The organism is Faecalibacterium prausnitzii, from assembly GCF_003324185.1.
GTDB lineage: Bacteria > Bacillota > Clostridia > Oscillospirales > Ruminococcaceae > Faecalibacterium > Faecalibacterium prausnitzii.
In genome coordinates, this window is the sequence record NZ_PXUP01000010.1 from 41,605 (window position 1) to 60,298 (window position 18,694).

Annotated in this window: 21 protein-coding genes; 20 read left to right on the top strand and 1 reads right to left on the bottom strand. The window is 59.6% G+C overall.

What is annotated here, in order from left to right; genetic code table 11:
- Window positions 1-26: 26 nt before the first annotated feature.
- The 18 genes from C7J97_RS08215 (at window position 27) to pgsA (ending at window position 15,532) form a co-directional block, all read left to right on the top strand.
- Window positions 27-659 carry an adenylate kinase gene (locus C7J97_RS08215; protein WP_005921841.1) on the top strand — a complete coding sequence of 211 codons (633 nt, stop codon included), beginning with the start codon at window positions 27-29 and terminating at the stop codon, window positions 657-659.
- Window positions 660-661: 2 nt separating this feature from the next.
- Window positions 662-1,453, top strand: coding sequence for a type I methionyl aminopeptidase (gene map, locus C7J97_RS08220; RefSeq protein ID WP_112121782.1), 792 nt, complete (start codon window positions 662-664; stop codon window positions 1,451-1,453).
- Between the two features lie 496 nt (window positions 1,454-1,949).
- Entirely contained in the window at window positions 1,950-2,201 is a 252-nt protein-coding gene (infA, locus tag C7J97_RS08225; protein WP_005937979.1) for a translation initiation factor IF-1, read from the top strand.
- 35 nt (window positions 2,202-2,236) lie between these two features.
- Window positions 2,237-2,350 carry a 50S ribosomal protein L36 gene (rpmJ, locus tag C7J97_RS08230; RefSeq protein ID WP_005921832.1) on the top strand — a complete coding sequence of 38 codons (114 nt, stop codon included), beginning with the start codon at window positions 2,237-2,239 and terminating at the stop codon, window positions 2,348-2,350.
- 82 nt (window positions 2,351-2,432) lie between these two features.
- Entirely contained in the window at window positions 2,433-2,804 is a 372-nt protein-coding gene (rpsM, locus tag C7J97_RS08235) for a 30S ribosomal protein S13 (protein ID WP_005921827.1), read from the top strand.
- A gap of 14 nt (window positions 2,805-2,818) precedes the next feature.
- Window positions 2,819-3,229: a 30S ribosomal protein S11 gene (gene rpsK / locus C7J97_RS08240; RefSeq protein ID WP_005921825.1), complete on the top strand. Its 411-nt coding sequence runs from the start codon at window positions 2,819-2,821 to the stop codon at window positions 3,227-3,229.
- A gap of 20 nt (window positions 3,230-3,249) precedes the next feature.
- On the top strand, window positions 3,250-3,852 hold the full coding sequence (gene rpsD, locus C7J97_RS08245; protein WP_005921823.1) for a 30S ribosomal protein S4: 603 nt from the start codon (window positions 3,250-3,252) through the stop codon (window positions 3,850-3,852).
- A gap of 111 nt (window positions 3,853-3,963) precedes the next feature.
- On the top strand, window positions 3,964-4,920 hold the full coding sequence (locus C7J97_RS08250; RefSeq protein WP_015537248.1) for a DNA-directed RNA polymerase subunit alpha: 957 nt from the start codon (window positions 3,964-3,966) through the stop codon (window positions 4,918-4,920).
- Window positions 4,921-4,947: 27 nt separating this feature from the next.
- On the top strand, window positions 4,948-5,289 hold the full coding sequence (gene rplQ, locus C7J97_RS08255) for a 50S ribosomal protein L17 (protein WP_005921819.1): 342 nt from the start codon (window positions 4,948-4,950) through the stop codon (window positions 5,287-5,289).
- Between the two features lie 299 nt (window positions 5,290-5,588).
- Window positions 5,589-6,902 carry a hypothetical protein gene (locus tag C7J97_RS08260; RefSeq protein ID WP_097785329.1) on the top strand — a complete coding sequence of 438 codons (1,314 nt, stop codon included), beginning with the start codon at window positions 5,589-5,591 and terminating at the stop codon, window positions 6,900-6,902.
- A gap of 17 nt (window positions 6,903-6,919) precedes the next feature.
- Window positions 6,920-7,624 (top strand): response regulator transcription factor, encoded by a 705-nt coding sequence (locus tag C7J97_RS08265; RefSeq protein WP_097782924.1) that lies wholly within the window; start codon window positions 6,920-6,922, stop codon window positions 7,622-7,624.
- Between the two features lie 89 nt (window positions 7,625-7,713).
- Complete coding sequence (locus C7J97_RS08270) at window positions 7,714-9,138, top strand: sensor histidine kinase (protein ID WP_113992653.1); 1,425 nt, start codon at window positions 7,714-7,716, stop codon at window positions 9,136-9,138.
- A 131-nt stretch (window positions 9,139-9,269) separates the two neighbouring features.
- Window positions 9,270-10,217 carry a DUF1385 domain-containing protein gene (locus C7J97_RS08275; protein WP_113992652.1) on the top strand — a complete coding sequence of 316 codons (948 nt, stop codon included), beginning with the start codon at window positions 9,270-9,272 and terminating at the stop codon, window positions 10,215-10,217.
- Window positions 10,211-11,182, top strand: a complete 972-nt coding sequence (locus C7J97_RS08280; RefSeq protein ID WP_113992651.1) for a N5-glutamine methyltransferase family protein — start codon at window positions 10,211-10,213, stop codon at window positions 11,180-11,182. Before C7J97_RS08275 ends, C7J97_RS08280 begins: the two co-directional genes overlap by 7 nt.
- A gap of 116 nt (window positions 11,183-11,298) precedes the next feature.
- Window positions 11,299-12,471 (top strand): recombinase RecA, encoded by a 1,173-nt coding sequence (gene recA / locus C7J97_RS08285; RefSeq protein ID WP_097779121.1) that lies wholly within the window; start codon window positions 11,299-11,301, stop codon window positions 12,469-12,471.
- On the top strand, window positions 12,472-12,981 hold the full coding sequence (locus C7J97_RS08290; RefSeq protein ID WP_112090924.1) for a regulatory protein RecX: 510 nt from the start codon (window positions 12,472-12,474) through the stop codon (window positions 12,979-12,981).
- 605 nt (window positions 12,982-13,586) lie between these two features.
- Window positions 13,587-14,912: a 30S ribosomal protein S12 methylthiotransferase RimO gene (rimO, locus tag C7J97_RS08300; protein WP_005921803.1), complete on the top strand. Its 1,326-nt coding sequence runs from the start codon at window positions 13,587-13,589 to the stop codon at window positions 14,910-14,912.
- Between the two features lie 20 nt (window positions 14,913-14,932).
- Window positions 14,933-15,532 carry a CDP-diacylglycerol--glycerol-3-phosphate 3-phosphatidyltransferase gene (gene pgsA, locus C7J97_RS08305; RefSeq protein ID WP_015537256.1) on the top strand — a complete coding sequence of 200 codons (600 nt, stop codon included), beginning with the start codon at window positions 14,933-14,935 and terminating at the stop codon, window positions 15,530-15,532.
- 562 nt (window positions 15,533-16,094) lie between these two features.
- Here pgsA and C7J97_RS08320 read toward each other — a convergent pair.
- Window positions 16,095-17,258, bottom strand: a complete 1,164-nt coding sequence (locus tag C7J97_RS08320) for a trigger factor (protein ID WP_242983472.1) — start codon at window positions 17,256-17,258, stop codon at window positions 16,095-16,097.
- A 76-nt stretch (window positions 17,259-17,334) separates the two neighbouring features.
- On the opposite strand from C7J97_RS08320, the gene C7J97_RS15215 reads away from it, so the two are divergent.
- Together C7J97_RS15215 and C7J97_RS08325 are read left to right on the top strand one after the other, a co-directional pair.
- Window positions 17,335-17,472 (top strand): hypothetical protein, encoded by a 138-nt coding sequence (locus tag C7J97_RS15215; RefSeq protein WP_207657566.1) that lies wholly within the window; start codon window positions 17,335-17,337, stop codon window positions 17,470-17,472.
- Between the two features lie 49 nt (window positions 17,473-17,521).
- A complete protein-coding gene (locus C7J97_RS08325) occupies window positions 17,522-18,694 on the top strand; it encodes an NAD(P)-dependent malic enzyme (protein WP_113992649.1) in 1,173 nt (390 codons plus the stop codon).

The following is an 18,694-nucleotide window of genomic DNA, read 5'->3' on the forward strand; positions in this document are numbered from 1 at the left end:
TGACATATAAGAAAGGAAGCGATCCTATGAATCTGATCCTGTTGGGCGCACCCGGCGCAGGCAAAGGCACGCAGGCCGAGATCATCTGCGCAAAGCTGAACATCCCTTCCATCAGCACCGGCAACATCCTGCGTGCTGCTGTCAAGGAGGGCACCGAGATGGGTCTGAAGGCCAAGAGCTTTATGGACGCCGGTGCACTGGTGCCCGATGAAGTTATCATCGGCATCCTGAAGGAGCGTCTGGCACAGGCTGACTGCGCCAACGGCTTCATTCTGGACGGCGTGCCTCGCACCATTGCGCAGGCAGAGGCCATCGAGACCATGGGCATCCGCATCGACAAGGTGCTGGAACTGCAGGTTGAGGACAGCGTGATCGTGGAGCGCATGAGCGGCCGCCGCGTCTGCGAGAAGTGCGGCGCAAGCTACCACATCCTGAACAAGAAGAGCAAGGTGGAGGGCGTCTGCGACCTGTGCGGCGGCAAGACCGTCATCCGCAAGGACGACCAGCCCGCAACCGTGCTGGATCGTTTGAAAGCCTACCATGAGCAGACCGAGCCGCTGGTGGAGTTCTACCGCACCCGCGGCAAGCTGGCAGAGATCAAGTTCTGCCCCTCCATCGAGGAGACTACGGCTGAAGTCATGAAGGCTTTGGAGGCATAAGCGTGATTCAGATCAAAAATGCAAAAGAGCTGGACGGTATGCGCCGGGCAAACGCCCTGAGCGCAGCTGCCCTGAAGTACGGCGGAGAGCACATCGAAGCAGGCATGACCACTTGGGAGCTGGACAAGCTGATCTACGACTTCATCGTGAAGCACGGCGGCATCCCCAACTTCAAGGGTCTGTACGGTTTTCCCGGCACAGCCTGCATCAGCCTGAACGATACCGTCATCCACGGCATCCCCTCTCATGATATCGTCATCCGCCCGGGTGACATCGTGAGCATCGATACTGGTGCCAAGGTGGACGGCTTCAACGGCGACAATGCCTGCACCTACGCGGTGGGCAAGGTGGACTTGGAAGCCCAGCGCCTGCTGGAGGTGACCAAGGCTTCTCTGTACAAGGGCATCGAGCAGGCCGTGGCGGGCAACCGCATCGGTGATATCGGCTACGCCGTGCAGAGCTACTGCGAGGACGCAGGCTTCTCTGTGGTGCGTGACTTTGTGGGTCACGGCACCGGCAAGGAGCTGCACGAGGACCCCGAGGTGCCCAACTACGGCCATCAGGGCCGCGGGCCCCGTCTTGTGCCCGGCATGACCATTGCCATCGAGCCGATGATCTGTCAGGGGGACTACAAGATCAAGCAGCTCAGCGACGGCTGGACTGTCAAGACCAAGGACGGCGGGCTGGCTGCTCACTTTGAGCACTCCATCGCCATCCTGAAGGACCACACCGAGATCATGACCCGCAGCTGGGATGACCCGGATTTTGATCCGGCCACCTTCAGCCTGAAGTAAGCAACCTTTGTAAAGGAGCCGCTGCACGGACGATGTGCGGCGGCTTCTTTCTCTTCTCACTCCTGCAATTTGTGCAATTGTGACAAGTTTTCGTGAAAAAGTTTCACCTTCACGGTGGAGAAACGCGAAAGGAGGACGGGACGGAAAAGAGCTTTTATACAGAATAATTTTTTATCGGAAATACGGAAAAAACCTCTTGCAAATTGACAACAAAAGGTGTATAATCTATAAATGGCTGTGGAAGCCAGATACTTCCTCGACGGACAGGCTTAGTCTGCCCGTTTTGCGGATTTTGTGCCGCAGGAGATGAAGTATGTGGCGCTCATCGCCACCTGTCCGTCTGGGGATCGGCGTGAAAGCTCTTGAAAAGAGAAGCGGCAAACTGCACAAAAACGGGCGCAGGCACGGAAGAATGCAGTGCTTTCTGTTTTTTGGAGCGGGAGCACCGGTGCTCAATTATGACAAACTGAGCAGATCCAATGAGGAGGCAAATAGCTTGTCTAAAGAAGACGTCATCGAGATCGAAGGCATTGTGCGTGAAGCCATGCCCAACGCCATCTTTAAGGTGGAAATGTTGAGCGAGGATAAGAACACCGGGAAGCTCACTCCCAGCGGTCACATCCTCTTAGCGCACATCTCCGGCAAGCTGCGGACCAATTTCATCCGTATCCTGCCCGGGGACAAGGTAACCGTGGAAATGTCGCCCTATGATCTTTCTAAGGGCCGCATCACCTGGCGCTCCAAATAAGCGTCAGGGCATCAACCAAAAGGAGGTTCAACATCATGAAGGTCAAGCCTTCCGTGAAACCCATCTGCGAAAAGTGCAAGGTCATCCGCCGCAAAGGCCGCGTGATGGTCATCTGCCAGAACCCCAAGCACAAGCAGCGCCAGGGCTAATTCGGGCGCCTGGGGGTCAAGTGCGTAGAGTCCCGGCGCAGACCCCGACACTGACATGGGATGATTTTTGGAGGAAACTACTATGGCACGTATTGCCGGCGTTGACCTGCCCCGCGAGAAGCGCGTTCAGGTGGGTCTCACCTACGTTTATGGTATCGGCCAGACCACTGCTAACAAGATCCTGGAAGCAACTGGCATCAACCCCGATACCCGCGTCAAGGATCTGACTCTGGACGAAGAGGCTAAGATCCGTGACTACATCGATCAGGCAAACATCCTCGTTGAAGGCGACCTGCGCCGCAACGTGGCTCTGGACATCAAGCGTCTGGTCGAGATCCAGTCCTTCCGTGGCACCCGCCATCGCAAGAATCTGCCCTGCCGCGGCCAGCGCACCAAGACCAATGCTCGTACCTGCAAGGGTCCCAAGCGCACTGTCGCAAACAAGAAGAAGTAAGGAGGATTTGAGAAATGGCAAGTGCAAATAACGCCAAGAAGGGCGCAAATGTCCGCATGAAGCGGAAAGAGCGCAAGAACATTGCTGCTGGTCAGGCTCACATCCAGTCTACCTTCAACAATACTGTCGTTACCATCACCGACCTGCAGGGTAATGCAGTGTCTTGGTGCTCCTCTGGCTCCCTGAACTTCCGTGGCAGCCGCAAGAGCACCCCGTTCGCAGCTCAGTCCGCTGCCGAGACCGCAGCTAAGACCGCGATCGAGCACGGCATGAAGACTGTTGAAGTTTACGTCAAGGGCCCCGGCGCTGGCCGCGAGTCCGCTATCCGTGCGCTGCAGGCTACCGGTCTGGAAGTCACCCTGATCAAGGACGTGACTCCCATCCCCCACAACGGCTGCCGTCCCCCGAAGCGCCGTCGTGTCTGATCGAAGGAGGAAATTGAATTATGGCAAAGAATACGCAGCCTATCGCAAAGCGTTGCAAGGCCCTGGGCATTTCTCCTGCGGTCATGGGCTATGCAAAGAAGAATACCACCCGCAACTCCAACGGCAATGTCCGCAAGAAGCAGTCTGAGTACGCATCTCAGCTGAAGGAGAAGCAGAAGGTCAAGTTCATCTACGGCGTTCTGGAGAAGCAGTTCCACAACGCTTACCTGAAGGCAGAGTCTCGCCCCGGCAAGACCGGTGAGAACCTGCTGCAGATCATGGAGTGCCGTCTGGACAACGTCGTGTTCCGTCTGGGCTTTGCTCAGACCCGCCGTGATGCTCGTCAGCTGGTGTCTCACGCTCACTTCACCGTCAACGGCAAGAAGGTCAACATCCCCTCTTACCAGGTGAAGGCCGGCGATGTGATCGAAGTGCGCGAGTCCAGCCGCAGCTCTGCAAAGTTTGCAAAGCTGACCGGTGCCGAGGCTCCCGTCGTGGCTCTGCCCGCATGGCTGAACCGCGAGACCGGTTCTCTGAAGGGCGTTGTCGCTAAGCTGCCCGAGCGCAGCGATATCGACTACGAAGTCGCAGAGCACCTCATCGTCGAGCTGTACTCCAAGTAATCCATTAAGAAGGCGCTGCCTTCCTTTTGGATGGTACGCTTTCGCATTCTTTTTTGAAAGAATTCAATAATGGGCCGGTGGAAACACCGGTTTGACAAGGAGGGCATAGATATGATGGAGATTGAACGTCCCAAGATCGAAACGGCAAGCCTGTCCCCGGACGGCCGCTACGGCAAATTCGTGGCAGAACCTCTGGAGCGTGGCTTTGGCATCACACTGGGCAATAGCCTGCGTCGTGTGCTTCTTTCCTCTCTGCCCGGTGTCGCCGTGACCAGCGTCAAGATTGACGGTGTGGTCCACGAGTTCTCCACCATTGAGGGCGTCAAGGAAGACGTCACCGAAATTGTCCTGAACCTGAAGGGTATCGCTGCAAAGCTGTACACCGATGGTCCGAAGACAGTGCGTGTTGAGGCAGTTGGTCCCTGTGAGGTCACTGCTGACAACATCAAGCAGGGCGACGACATCGAAATTCTGAACCCTGAGTGGCACATTGCAACTCTGGGCGAGGGTGCCAAGCTCGTTATGGAGCTGACTTTCGACAAGGGTCGCGGCTATGTGCCCGCAGAGCGCAACAAACAGGCTATCATCGAGAAGAACGATATCAACACCCTTCCCGTTGACAGCATTTACACCCCTGTGCTCAAGGTGAATTATAACGTCGAGAGCACCCGTGTTGGACAGGCCATTGATTACGACAAGCTGACCATTGAGGTTTGGACGGATGGCACGATCAACGCACAGGAAGCCGTTTCTCTGGCTGCCCGTGTGCTGACCGAGCACCTGAACCTGTTCGTCAACCTGTCTGACGAGGCCGCCGGCGCTGAGATCATGGTAGAGAAGACCAACGACGACAAGGAGAAGGCTCTGGAGATGACCATCGAAGAGCTGGATCTGAGCGTGCGTTCCTTCAACTGCCTGAAGCGCGCAGGGATCAACACGGTGGAAGATCTGGTCAGCAAGAGCGAGGACGAGATGATGAAGGTCCGTAACCTCGGTCGCAAGAGCCTGGAGGAAGTCATGGCTAAGCTGGACTCCCTCGGCTTCAAGCTGAACACGGATGACGAATAACTAAAATAATTTAAGGAGTGAAACGGGATGCCCGGTACCAGAAAGCTCGGTAGAACCAGCGACAGCCGCAACGCTATGATGCGCGCTATGGTTACCTACCTGTTAGAGAATGGCAAGATTGAGACCACTGTCACTCGCGCTAAGGACGTTCGTTCCATGGCCGAGAAGATGATCAGCCTTGGCAAGGCCAGCGACCTGCACACCAAGCGTCAGGTCTACGCCTACATCACCAAGGAAGATGTTGCAAAGAAGCTGTTTGACGAGATCAGCCCCAAGTACGCTGACCGCAACGGCGGCTACACCCGCATCATCAAGATCGGCGCTCGCCGCGGCGATGCAGCTGAGATGGCAGTTCTGGAGCTCGTCTGATCCTGCTCTGACTGTTTGATACAGTAACAAGAGAAACCATTGCACAGCTTTTGTGCAGTGGTTTCTTTTTTTGTGGTTTACCTCCTCAGTCGCTGCGCGCCAGCTCCCCCAAGGGGGCGCCTTTCGGTGCTGCCGCAAAGTTTCCCGCCACCGCGAAAAGCCGTCCCCTTGGGGAAGGTGGCTGCGAACGCAGTAAGCAGACGGAAGGGGTGACTTCCGCGTAAGCACCCCCTTTTTTGTATCCGCAAAGTGTGGTATACTGAAAATAGCATTTTATGCCCGGAAGGAGGTTGACCGGTATGAACAGAACCCGCAGGCTGCGGCTGGTGCTGTGCACGCTGCTGTGCTTTGTGCTGTGCAGCTGCCAGACCGTGCTGCCGGCCAACGAAAAGGCACAGGTAGAGGAACTGCTGCGTGCCCCGAAGCTTTCCGGCGATTACGGCGCGCTGCAAACGGCCCTGAACGACTGGCTGGGGGAGAGTGCCCAGCTGAAATATCCTATTCAGGGCGAGCTGCTTTCCCCCTTTGTGCTGCAGGACTTGGACGGTGACGGTCAGCAGGATGCGGCGGTGCTGTATACCACCGCCCAGACCGCCAACGTCTGCGTGGCCATTTTGCAGCGAGACGACGCCGGAAGCTGGCAGGTGCGCCAGAGCGTGGAGGGTCTTGCCGAAACGGTGGAAAACGTCAGCCTTGCCCAATTGCAGGATACGGACAGCTGCCAGCTGGTGGTGGGCTATACCGCTGCCCAGAATGACCACTATCTGGCGGTGTACTCCTATCAGAAGGGCACCCTGTCCACCATTCTGGAGCAGCAGTACGAGCAGTATCTGGTGGAAAATATCACCGGCGGCAGTAGTCAGGATCTGATCCTGATGTCCACGCAGGAGGACGGCAGTGTGCAGATCGAACTTCTGACCGCAGACCGCGAGGGCAGCTTCCGGCAGGTGGCGGTCAACGGCCTTTCCGCAGATAAGTTTTCCGGCTGCGCCTCGGTGGCGGCGGGCGCAGGTGCGGACGGACGGCACTATCTGGTGCTGGACGGCTGGACTGGCATTTCCGGCAACAATCTGGCCTCGGTGCTGCTGTGCTACGACGAGACTAGCCAGCAGATGGTGCCCGCCACACGGATCAGCAGCCAGCGGCTGTATAACGCCTCTTTGCGCAACGTGCCCACGCTGGTCAGCCGGGATCTGGACGGGGACGGCATCGTGGAGATCCCCACCCAGCCGGACGAGGCGGGTCTGCTGAACCTGAGCCAGAGCCGCCGCATGGACTTTATCGTCTGGATGGACTACACCAGCAGCCACCCGGAAAAAAGCTTTGGCCTACTGGACGAAGAGACCAACTGTTATATCGAGCTGCCCGCCGAGTGGGAGGGCAACCTGAAGCTGACCGACAGCGAGGAATTTGACGGCGCAGTGGAGCTGCGCACGGTGGACGAGGATCAGCTGGTGCTGACGGTACGGCTGGCAAGTACCTCGGCCAACTCCACCGGCTGGACCCGGCTGGGCGTGGTAGCGTCCCGTCAGGTGCAGGCCAGAATGGGTCCGGACGTTTTGCTATCTGACACGAACTACCGCCTTTCCAAGGCGTTGTATCTGCTGAATTAAGGAATGGAGGATGCTGCATGGTACGAGTGCTTGTTGTAGAAGATGAAGCTAATATCCGCGATATGATCGCCCTGAACCTGCGCCATGCGGGGATGGAGGTGGTGGAGGCCGAAAGCGCCGAAGCCGCCCTGCCGCTGCTGGCACAGAAACCCGGCTGTGATGCCGCCATTCTGGACGTGATGCTGCCGGGCATGAACGGGTTCTCGCTGTGCGAGACCATCCGCCGCACCGACCAGCAGATCGGCATCATCATCCTCAGCGCCAAGGGGCAGGAGCAGGATAAGATCCGCGGTTTGTCCATCGGCGCAGACGATTACATGACCAAGCCTTTCAGCGTCAGCGAGCTGCTGGCGCGTGTGGAGGCGCTGTGCCGCCGGGTGATCCGCACCAAGGAGGAGGACAGCAACGGGAACACCCCACTGGGCACGTTGACCAGCGGTGAGTTTGTGCTGGACGAGAACCGCCGCGTTCTGCTGAAGGCCGGTCAGCCCATTGAGCTGACACAGGTGGAGTTCCAGATCATGGAGCTGTTCTTCCGCAACCCGGGCACTGCGCTGGTGCGCGAAAAGATCCTGAAAGGGGTCTGGGGCGAGAACTACTTCGGCGATGTAAAGATCGTGGATGTGAACATCCGCCGCCTGCGCATGAAGGTGGAGGACGAGCCCAGCCACCCCGCCCACATCATGACCGTGTGGGGCTATGGCTACCGGTGGGAAGAATAAAAATGTGATTCAGGAAAGTCCTACGGACTTTCCTGAATCACAAAAAATATCTTTTTATTATCGATACTCACCGAAAGGAGGACACTGTTATGCGAAGCGGTATCACCCGCCGCTGGCTGCGGGGCAACCTGCTCATCACCGTACTGGTGGTGCTGCTGGCCGAGGCAATGTTTTTGTACAGCTATACCCGCAGCTACTACGGCAGTGTGCAGCAGATCATGTACCGGCGGTTCTCCTCGGTGACCGGTCAGCTGAAAATGTATACCGGCGATACCGCCCAGAGCGCGGCTGCCAGCCGCAGTCTGGCGCTGCGGCGCATGGTGGAACAGTTTGCCGATAAGGACAAATACGAGTTCATGCTGCTGGACAGCTACGGCGGCGTGATCGCCTCCTCCAGCGGTACGGATGCGGAAGGCATCGTCAGCAGTAAGGACTTTGAGCAGGCGCTCAACGGCCCGGACGGTCTGGGCGTGGCGGTGTACCGCACCCAGTCTGGCGAGATAGTCATGGCGGCCTGCTCGCTGGTGCCCTACGACGCCGAGGACGTGGCCGCGCTGCGGCTGGTCACCAGTCTGGCGCTGGTGGAGCGGCAGGTCAAAAACGCCATCATTATCAGTGTGTTCCTTGCGGTGGCGATCTTGCTGTTTACGATCATGTCCGGGCTGTACTTCGTGCGGGGCATCGTGGTGCCGCTGGGGCAGGTGGAGCGCACCGCCGCCGGCATCGCCCGGGGCGAGCTGGACGTGCGTCTGCCCCTGACCGGCGACCCTCACGACGAGGTGGACCGGCTGCGCGGCACCATCAATCAGATGGCCGAGGGACTGGAAGAGACCGAGAAGATGAAGAACGAGTTCATCAGCTCGGTGTCCCACGAGCTGCGCACCCCGCTTACCTCCATCCGGGGCTGGGTGGAGACCTTGATGACCCTAGACGACCCCACCGACGAGAACTACCGCAAAGGACTGGAGATCATCAACAACGAGACCGGGCGGCTGAACAATATGGTGGAGGAGCTGCTGGATTTCAGCCGCCTGCAGAACGGACGCATCCGCATGGAGTGCCGTCCGCTGGACTTGGTGGCAGAGTTGACCGATGCGGTGCTCTTCTGCGAGGCGCGCATCCGGCAGGAGGGGCTGCTGCTCCACTACGCCGAGCCGGAGGAGATGATCCCTGTCTACGCCGACCCGGACCGTCTGCGGCAGGTGTTCATCAATATTCTGGATAACGCCATCAAATACTCTGCCCCCGGCGGGCGCATCACGGTCAAACTGTGGGCAGGGGAGTACAAGGCCTTTGTGGAGATCATCGATCAGGGACGCGGCATCCCGCCGGAGGATCTGGAAAACGTAAAGACTAAGTTCTACAAGGGCAGCAACTCGGTGCGCGGCAGCGGCATCGGTCTGGCGCTGGTGGATTCCATCATGACCGCGCTGGACGGCACGCTGGATATCAAGAGCACCCTCGGGCGCGGCACCGTGGTCACCTTGGGTCTGCCGCTGTACCATAAGGCGTGAGCAGCACCCAAAACACAGATTTTGTCACATTTGTGTGCTAGAATAAATTTTGCCCGGGTTCTGACCCGGATATAATACAAAAAAGACCGCCCTTTGCCCAAAGCGGCAGGAGCGGATATCGGGAGAAGCCAATGAATCAACCTAAAAAGGAACGCTTTAAGACCAGCGTAGGCGGGCAGGCACTGATGGAGGGCATCATGATGCGCGGCCCCAAGCAGATGTGCTGCGCCGTGCGCAAGCCGGACGGCACCATTGAGACCAAGCTCGACCCCACCCCCGCCCACGGGGTATGGATGAAGATCCCGCTGGTGCGCGGTGCCATTGCCATGATCGAAAGCATGATCGTGGGCTACCGCTACATGATGTACTCGGCACAGGTGAGCATGGGGGACGACTACGACCCCGCCGAGGAGGAGACCGCCTTTGAAAAATGGGTGGGGGAGCATCTGGGCGAAAAAGCCGAGAATGCGCTGATGACCGTGGCGGCGGTGCTGGGCGGTCTGCTGGCGATTTTGCTGTTCACCGTGCTGCCCACCTTCCTTGTGGGCGGGGTGAACCGTCTGCTGCCGCTGGGGCGCTGGGGCAAGGTGGTGCTGGAAGCCGTGCTGAAGGTGGCCATCTTCCTGACCTATATGGTGGGCATCTCCAAAATGAAGGAGATCCACCGCGTGTTTGAGTACCACGGTGCAGAGCACAAGACCATTGCCTGCTACGAGGCAGGCGACCCGCTGACCGTGGAGAACGTGCGCAAGTATACCCGTTTTCATCCCCGCTGCGGCACCAGCTTCCTCATTCTGGTGGTCATCGTCAGCGTGTTTCTGTACAGCGTGCTGCCGTGGGGCAGCATCGGTCTGCGGGTGGTGTGCAAGCTGCTGCTGCTGCCGCTGGTCATGGGCATCAGCTACGAGCTGCTCAAGTGGTGCGGCCGGTCGGATAACATCGCCACTCGCATCATCCGGCAGCCGGGCATCTGGGTGCAGCACCTCACCGTCTTTGAGCCGGACGACAGCATGATCGAGGTGGCCATTGCCGCCATCACCCCCGTGCTGCCTGAAAACCCGGAGGAGGGTAAATGGTAAGCGAAGCAATGCTCCCCCGCGCAGCGGTGCGGGAGGTGGAGCAGCGGCTGACCGCCGCAGGCTGCCCGGACGCAGACTTTGACGCGCGGGAGCTGTTCCGGCTGGCGACCGGGCGGGACGTGCGCCTTTCCGACCGTCCGCTGACCGCAGAGCAGGCGGCGGCGCTGGAAGTACTCTGCACCCGCCGCGCCGCGCGGGAACCGCTGCAGTACCTCTGCGGCAGCTGGAGCTTTTTAGACTTTGAGTTGGCGGTGGGCCCCGGGGTGCTCTGCCCCCGGGCAGATACCGAGGTGGTGGCACAGGCCGCCGCCGAGACCCTTGCGGGCATCGCAGCGCCCCGGGTGCTGGACCTCTGCGCCGGAACAGGCTGTCTGGGGCTGGGGGTCAAGCGCTTCTGCCCCGCCGCGCAGGTGACCTGCGTGGAAAAAAGCCCTGCGGCCTTTGCCTATCTGGAAAAGAACGCCCGCTGCGCCCTGACCGGGCAGGGCAGACAGACCGAGAATGTGCTGGAACCCTCTGCCCTCGAGCAGGCGGATGCGCCTACTTTTGACTGGGGCCCGGCGCTGAACGCGCTGCGGGCAGGCAGAAAGCCCGCCTACGCGGTGCAGCCGGTGCAGGCAGACCTGTTCACCTACTGGGAGACCCTGCCGGAGGGACAGCTGGAGCTCATCGTCTCGAACCCGCCCTACCTGACCGCCGCCGAGATGGAGCAGCTGCAGCCCGAGGTGGCACAGGAGCCTGCCATGGCGCTGGAAGCCGGGGAGGACGGTCTTGTGTTCTACCGTGCGCTGGCGCAGCACTACAAAAACGCGCTGTGCCCCGGCGGGGCGCTGGTATTGGAGATCGGCTGGCAGCAGCGGGAGGCTGTAACCGCCCTGCTGGCAGAGAACGGCTGGGCAGAGATCCGCTGCATTCAGGACTTTGGCGGCAACGACCGCTGCGTGACTGCCCGCCGCCCAAAATAAATTGGAAAAAACAAACAACTTCTTGTTGTAATATTTTGATTTTGTGTTATACTAAGAAGGAAAGCGAAGGACAGCCCGCCCTCTGCGGGCCCAAAGGATAAAAGGAGCAGCAGGCTATGGCAAAAAATCAGAACAACAACGTTGCACCGGCCACCCAAAAGACCGAGCCGGAAGCCAAGAAGGACGCGCTGGCTACGGCGCTGGCGCAGATCGAAAAGCAGTTCGGCAAGGGTGCCGTCATGAAGCTGGGCGACAACGCCTCCATGCAGGTGGATGCCATCTCTACCGGCAGTCTGGGGCTGGATCTGGCGCTGGGCGTGGGCGGTGTGCCGCGCGGCCGCATCATCGAGGTGTACGGCCCGGAATCCAGCGGTAAGACCACGCTGGCACTGCACATCCTTGCCGAAGCCCAGAAGAAGGGCGGCGAGGTGGCCTTTATCGACGTTGAGCACGCACTGGACCCCACCTATGCCGAGGCGCTGGGCGTGGACATCAACAACCTGCTGGTCAGCCAGCCGGACACCGGCGAGCAGGCCATGGAGATCTGCGAAGCACTGGTGCGCTCCGGTGCCATTGATGCCATCGTAGTGGACTCGGTAGCCGCTATGGTGCCCCGCGCCGAGATCGAGGGCGAGATGGGCGACAGCCATGTGGGCCTGCAGGCACGTCTGATGAGTCAGGCCATGCGTAAGCTGACCAGTGTCATCGGCAAGACCAACACGGTCTGCGTGTTCATCAACCAGCTGCGTGAGAAGGTGGGCGTCATGTACGGCAACCCGGAGGTGACCACCGGCGGCCGCGCCCTGAAGTACTACGCCTCGGTGCGTATCGACATCCGCCGCGTGGAGGGTCTGAAGGACTCCTCCGGTCAGTTCATCGGCAACCACACCCGCGCCAAGATCGTGAAGAACAAGGTGGCTCCGCCGTTCCGTGAGGCCGAGTTCGATATCATGTTCGGCGAGGGCATCTCCAAAATGAGCGAGCTCATCGATGTGGGTGTCAAGCTGGGCATCGTGCAGAAGAGCGGCGCATGGTTCAACTACGGCGATATCCGTCTGGGTCAGGGCCGCGACAACGCCAAGCAGTTCCTGAAGGATAACCCCGAGATCGCAAACGACATCGAGGGTCAGATCCGCGCCAACGCCGATAAGCTGTACGCCACCCGCCGTCCGGCCGGCCGCGCCGCCGCAGTGGAGAAGCCCGCCGACCCCGCCGCCGCAAAGGAGCCGGTGGTCAAGGCACCCACCCGCAGCAGCGAGAGCGAGCTGGATATCATGGTGGAGGACTAAATGGCCTTCTACCGCCGTCGACCCCGCCCGGATGCGGAAAAGTGCGCCGACCCCGCCAAGGCGCGGGCCAGCGCGCTGGAAACGCTGGCCGGGCAGGAGGTCTCTGCCAATATGCTGTATGAGCGGCTGTGCCGCCGCTATACCGAACAGGCCGCTGCCGCTGCTGTGGCGGAGATGGTGCAGCTGGACTATGTGAACGATGCCCGCTACGCCGAAGCACGGGCACACAGTCTGCTGGCTGCCCGCAAAAGCCGCCGCGCCGCCGCCCAGAGCCTGCGCCAGAAGGGGCTTGCCCCCGCCGAGGTAGCGGGCGCGCTGGAAGCGGTCTACGCCCCGGAGGACGGCGGCGATGACCCGGAGCTGGAAGCCGCCGCCGCGCTGGTGGACAGCCGCTACCGCAAAAAGCTTGCTATCGGCCGTCGCGACCTTGTGGTGGCGGCGCTGCAGCGCCGCGGTTTTGCCTACCCTGTCATCAAGGAAGCCATCCGCAGGGTGGAGGAGGAAGGGTAGAGGCGGTAGACGGGAGAGGTTCTCTTTTGACACCAAAAGAGAACCGGAAAAGTGCATTGCGCTCCGCGGGGTGACTTTTTGCTTGTTTTCAGCGTGCAAAGACGCTCCGCTGGGCCAGAGGTAGGGAGGGGTGTTCCGATTCCCCCCTCCCTACCTCTGGACTCCACCCACCCCGCAACGGGTCAAGGGCTGCACGCCCTTGACGATCCTAAAGAAGTGGGCTACACCGGAAAAAACTGAAGATTCACGCCTGTTCGGCGTGAAGATCTTTTAACCGTTTTTTCCGGCTCCGCCGATTTAAAGCCCCTCAGTCGCTGCGCGACAGCTCCCCCCGGGGGAGCGGGCACGCCCGGAAACTTTCCCGCCATGCCAAAGGCTCCCTCCCAGAGGGAGCTGTCAAAACCGACAGGTTTTGACTGAGGGAGTTCGTTCTAAACCCCTCCTGTGAAAATAGCGTTTGGAGCGCTCCGCAGAGCGCGACAAACGCGAAATTATAAATAATTCTTCCGCTGATGATGCGCAAAGCGAACGCGGAGCGCATTTTAAATCCTTAAATCGTCAAAATCAAAAGCATCCCTCAAAAGAGAAAGAGAGTATCATCCCTTATGAAAATTGCGTGTATTTCCCTTGGCTGTCCGAAAAATCAGGTGGATCTGGATGTGATGGTGCACATCCTGCTGTCTGCCGGGCACGAGACCGTGGCCGATCTGGCCGAAGCAGATGTCATTCTTGTGAACACCTGCGGCTTTATCGAGAGCGCCAAGACCGAAGCCATTGAAAACATTCTGGAAGCCTGCGCCTACAAGCAGCAGAACCCGAACCTGAAGGTCATCGTTACCGGGTGCTTGGCCGAGCGCTACCGCAGCCAGATCGAGGAAGAAATCCCCGAGGTGGACGCCGTTGTGGGCTGCGCTTCCAACAAGGCCATTGACACCATCGTGGAGCGGCTGTTCCACGGCGAGGATCATCTGGAAAGCTACGGTGCCAAAAAGGACTTCCCGCTGGGCGGCAAGCGTGTCATCGGCACGCCCGCCCACTATGCGTACTTAAAGATCGCCGAGGGCTGCAACAACCGCTGCCACTACTGCGCCATCCCGGGCATCCGCGGCCCGCTGCACAGCCGCGATATGGCCGACTGCGTTGCCGAAGCCCGCTGGCTGGCCGGTGAGGGCGTGAAGGAGCTTATTGTTGTGGCGCAGGACCCCACCGCCTACGGCGAGGACTGGGGCAAACCCGGCAGCATCTGTGAGCTGCTGGACAAGCTGAACAAGGTGCCGGGGCTGGAATGGATCCGCATCATGTACGCCTACCCGGAGCGCATCACCGATGAATTCATCGCCGCCATGAAGCGCAACGAGAAGGTGGTGCCCTACCTCGACCTGCCCATCCAGCACTGCAACGATACCATCCTCAAGAACATGAACCGCCGCTCCACCCGTGCGGAGCTGCTGGAGGTCATCGGCAAGCTGCGCCGCGAGATCCCCGGCATCACTCTGCGCACCACCCTGATCGCAGGCTTCCCCGGCGAGACCGAGGAGCAGTTCGAGGATCTGTGCAACTTTGTCAAAGAGGTGCAGTTCGACCGTCTGGGCTGCTTTGCCTACTCCGCTGAGGAGAACACCGTGGCAGCACGGATGGACGGTCAGATCGAGCAGGAAGTCAAGGACAAGCGCGCCGAGCTGGTAATGCAGATCCAGACCGGCATCATGGCGCAGAAGCAGGCCGAAAAGGTGGGCCAGACCGTGCACGTTCTGTGTGACGGCATCGACGAGGAAAACGGTCTGTACCTCTGCCGCACCACCGGCGATGCGCCGGAAGTGGACGGCTGCGTCTGCGTTTCCAGCGAGGAACCGCTGTACCCCGGCCAGTTCTATGATGTGCTGGTAGAGGACAGCGACCTTTACGATCTGTATGGTACAGTCGTAAAATAACGAATTGGAGGATAAAACCTATGAATCTGCCCAATAAACTTACCCTGACCCGCATCATTCTGGTGCCGGTGTTCATGATCTTTGTGTCCCTGACCAGTCTGGACAGCATCGTGGACGGCAATTTTAACGCCACCTTCTACCTGCTGGCCGGCATCGTGTTCGCTGCTGCCAGCTTTACCGATTATCTGGACGGCCATCTGGCACGCAAGTGGCACATGGTCACCGATTTCGGCAAGTTTGCCGACCCGCTGGCCGATAAGCTGCTGACCACCGTGGCCTTCATCTACATGCTGCGGGACGGTGTGTGCAGCCCCGTGGTACTGTGCATCATTCTGGCCCGCGAGTTTGCAGTGTCCGGTCTGCGCATGGTGGCCGCCGGCGCAAAGGACGGCAAGGTCATCGCTGCCAACATGTGGGGCAAGGTCAAGACCGTGCTGCAGATGCTGAGCATCATCTTCTACTTCTTCGGCACGGCGCTGAGCTACCGCGGTACGGTGGACAGTGTTTCCATCGTGGTGGTGGTCTCTATCGCCCTGTGCTGGCTGGTGGCCGCTGTGACCGCCATTTCCGGCATCAAGTACCTGTGGGATAACCGCAGCTTTATCAACACCGCCAAGTAAAAACGTGGAAAACCAAGGCCGCTGCACCTCACCGTGCAGCGGCCTTTTGCTTTGTAAGGAGAAAATGCAGCGGAAAATTCATCTGCAACGCCGCTGGGGGAAAGCTTCTGCTTGCTTTCAGCGTGCAAGGACGCTCCGCTGGGCCAGAGGCAGGGAGGGGTGTTCCGACTCCCCCCTCCCTACCTCTGGACTCCACCCACCCCGCAACGGGCCAAGGGCTGCACGCCCTTGACAATCCTAAAGAAGAAGTCGAAGCACAAAAAAGCTAGCGCTGCGCCAGTCGGCGCTATCGCTTTAACGCTTTTTTCGCTTCTCCATTTATAGCCCCTCAGTCGCTGCGCGACAGCTCCCCCCGGGGGAGCGGGCACGCCCGCCGCGCCGCGCTTTCGCAGAAAGCGGCGCGGCAGCTGCCGTTTTCCTCTACGCCCACTTCCGTGAAAATGCAATGCCGGAGCGTCCGCAGACGCTCCGGCATTGCTCTATTAAAAATAATTTTTCCGCTATTTATGCGCAGAGCAAAGCGGAGCGCATTGAAATCGTTCACGCCCCGGCAGGTGCATTGTCAGGAAAGCACGGCGCTTTCCTCCACCTTGTCCAGCACCGCCAACTGCAAGGCGTTCAGCATGCTGCGCTGTGCGCCGTAGGTGTCGGCGTAGGAGCTGTTAGCGCTGTCGATCTGCTCCTGTGTGGGGGTGATGTCCAGCTGCTCCGCAATGGCCTGAAAGACCAGATCCTGCTTGGCCAGATGCTCAAAGTAAGCGTCGGAATCCGCCAGCATCGCGTCGGCATCGGCGTAGCCCTTGGCCTGTGCGTAGGCGTCCAGCTCCATGCCGTACTGGGTAGCCAGCTGAGAGTGGTAGTTCAGGAACATACGGATGTAGTAGCTGGTGATCTGGGTGGGAATCTCCTTGAAGGTGGAGTTCGTGAGCAGATAGTCCATCGCGGCGTTGTCCAGATTGTTGGCGTACAGGGCGCTGTCAAAGTACTGGCGCAGGGCGTCTGCGGTGTGCAGGTCGTCGCTGGCGGCAAAATTGGTCTCCACCCACTCGTCGGTCAGGGTGGGGACAACGCTCTGGGTGATGGCGTTCAGGGTCACGCTGAACACGGCCTCCTTGCCGCTGAGGGTGATGGTGTTGCCCTCGGCATCGGTGGAGTCGCCGTAGCCCTCCGGGAAGGTGACGGTCACATCAAAGGTGTCACCGATGTTGTGGCCGATGATCTGATCCTCGAAGCCGTCAATAAAGGCGTGGCTGCCCAGCGTCAGGTCGTAGCCGGTGGCGGTGCCGCCGGTAAAGGCTACGCCATCCACCGCGCCGGAATAGTCGATGTTCACGGTGTCGCCGCTCTGGGCTGCCCGGTCGGTGATGTTCTGGGTGGTGGCGTACTGGTTCAGCAAAGTGTCGATCTGAGTCTGGATCTCTGTCTCGGTAGGCTCGATATCAGCCTTGGAAAGCGGCAGCGCGGATACATCCTCCGGCAGCGTCACATAGTCCAGTGCGCGGATGCCGGTCCAGTGGCCGTTATCGTCCAGCCCCTCAGAATAATCGAAGCTGGCGTAGTCGAAATCTGACACCTTGCCGTAGATGGACACGCTTGCGCCGGATGCGGCAGAGGATGCCGTGGTGCCGCTCTGCTTTTTGAGCAGCATAAAGCAGGCCGCAGCTACGCACAGCACAGCAGCCACCGCGCACAGCACACACAACAGGATCTTGGTAATGCGTTTCAAAAGAGATACCTCCTAAAAATAGCAGACCGTTTTCACGGAGAATGCAAATGTCATACCTTATTATTATAACGGAAAAATGCGAAAAGAAAAGATTTTTGCGAAAATTCCACAAATGCCGTCCGGCACAGGTATCACTTTTGCCCGCTTTGAGGCGGGAAATGCCGCAAAACCGGTGGAAATACCCGGACGGTTCTGTTACAATAAAACTGTATGAGCCTTTCCCTGCGGGGGAAAGCCTTTTGCTGAAATTGGAGGATAAAACCATGGATTACAATAAAGCAGCTCTGGAAATGCACGAGACCCACAAGGGAAAGGTGGGCATCGTGAGCAAGGTGGAGGTTGCCACCCGTGACGACCTGTCCACCGCCTACACCCCCGGTGTGGCAGAGCCCTGCCGCAAGATCAAGGAAAACCCCGAGGATGTGTATAAGTACACCTTCAAGGGCAACATGGTAGCCGTTGTCTCCAACGGCACCGCCGTGCTGGGCCTCGGCGACATCGGCCCGGAGGCCGGTCTGCCGGTCATGGAGGGCAAGGCCGTGCTGTTCAAGGAGTTCGGCGGCGTGGACGCCTTCCCCATCTGCATCGACGCCCACGATGCTGCCAGCGTCATCGCCGCCTGCAAGGCCATCGCACCCACCTTTGGCGGCATCAATCTGGAGGACATCAAGAGCCCGGAGTGCTTCGAGATCGAGGAGACCTTGGAGCGGGAGCTGGACATCCCTGTGTTCCACGACGACCAGCACGGCACCGCCATCGTGGTCACCGCTGCCCTCATCAACGCCCTGCGGGTGGTGAATAAAAAGATGGAGGACGTGCACATCGTCCTGAACGGCCCCGGCGCTGCCGGTACCGCCATCATCAAGATGCTCATGACCGCCGGTGCAAAGGACATCGTGGCGGTGGATCAGTTCGGCACCCTGTACAAGGGCTGCAACAGCGCCGAAGCGCACAAGAACTGGCTGGGCGAGGTGACCAACCCCCGCCAGATCAAGGGCGGCCTGAAGGAAGCGCTGGAGGGCGCTGACGTGTTCATCGGTGTGTCCCGCCCCGGCATCCTGACCACTGAGCTGTGCAAGACCATGAACAAGGACGCCATCGTCTTTGCCATGGCAAACCCCATCCCGGAGATCATGCCGGACGAGGCCAAGGCAGGCGGCGTGCGGGTGATGGCTACCGGCCGCAGCGACTTCCCCAATCAGGTCAACAATGTGCTGTGCTTCCCGGGCCTGTTCAAGGGCGCGCTCAGCGTCCGCGCCCGGGATATCAACAACGAGATGAAGCTGGCTGCTGCCTACGCCATTGCAGACCTCATCACCGATGCCGACCGCAGCGAGGAGAACATCATTCCCGGCGCGTTCGACCCCCGCGTGGCCGAGGCTGTGGCAAATGCCGTGGCAAAGGCTGCCCGCGAGACCGGCGTGGCACGGCTGTAA

Coding starts and splice junctions, on each gene's coding strand:
- pgsA (WP_015537256.1), top strand. CDS start 14,933: ATGAATCTGCCCAATAAACTTACCCTGACCCGCATCATTCTGGTGCCG.
- C7J97_RS08215 (WP_005921841.1), top strand. CDS start 27: ATGAATCTGATCCTGTTGGGCGCACCCGGCGCAGGCAAAGGCACGCAG.
- C7J97_RS15215 (WP_207657566.1), top strand. CDS start 17,335: ATGCGAAAAGAAAAGATTTTTGCGAAAATTCCACAAATGCCGTCCGGC.
- C7J97_RS08270 (WP_113992653.1), top strand. CDS start 7,714: ATGCGAAGCGGTATCACCCGCCGCTGGCTGCGGGGCAACCTGCTCATC.
- rpsM (WP_005921827.1), top strand. CDS start 2,433: ATGGCACGTATTGCCGGCGTTGACCTGCCCCGCGAGAAGCGCGTTCAG.
- C7J97_RS08265 (WP_097782924.1), top strand. CDS start 6,920: ATGGTACGAGTGCTTGTTGTAGAAGATGAAGCTAATATCCGCGATATG.
- recA (WP_097779121.1), top strand. CDS start 11,299: ATGGCAAAAAATCAGAACAACAACGTTGCACCGGCCACCCAAAAGACC.
- rpmJ (WP_005921832.1), top strand. CDS start 2,237: ATGAAGGTCAAGCCTTCCGTGAAACCCATCTGCGAAAAGTGCAAGGTC.
- C7J97_RS08250 (WP_015537248.1), top strand. CDS start 3,964: ATGATGGAGATTGAACGTCCCAAGATCGAAACGGCAAGCCTGTCCCCG.
- C7J97_RS08325 (WP_113992649.1), top strand. CDS start 17,522: ATGGATTACAATAAAGCAGCTCTGGAAATGCACGAGACCCACAAGGGA.
- rpsD (WP_005921823.1), top strand. CDS start 3,250: ATGGCAAAGAATACGCAGCCTATCGCAAAGCGTTGCAAGGCCCTGGGC.
- rimO (WP_005921803.1), top strand. CDS start 13,587: ATGAAAATTGCGTGTATTTCCCTTGGCTGTCCGAAAAATCAGGTGGAT.
- C7J97_RS08275 (WP_113992652.1), top strand. CDS start 9,270: ATGAATCAACCTAAAAAGGAACGCTTTAAGACCAGCGTAGGCGGGCAG.
- C7J97_RS08290 (WP_112090924.1), top strand. CDS start 12,472: ATGGCCTTCTACCGCCGTCGACCCCGCCCGGATGCGGAAAAGTGCGCC.
- C7J97_RS08260 (WP_097785329.1), top strand. CDS start 5,589: ATGAACAGAACCCGCAGGCTGCGGCTGGTGCTGTGCACGCTGCTGTGC.
- C7J97_RS08280 (WP_113992651.1), top strand. CDS start 10,211: ATGGTAAGCGAAGCAATGCTCCCCCGCGCAGCGGTGCGGGAGGTGGAG.
- rpsK (WP_005921825.1), top strand. CDS start 2,819: ATGGCAAGTGCAAATAACGCCAAGAAGGGCGCAAATGTCCGCATGAAG.
- rplQ (WP_005921819.1), top strand. CDS start 4,948: ATGCCCGGTACCAGAAAGCTCGGTAGAACCAGCGACAGCCGCAACGCT.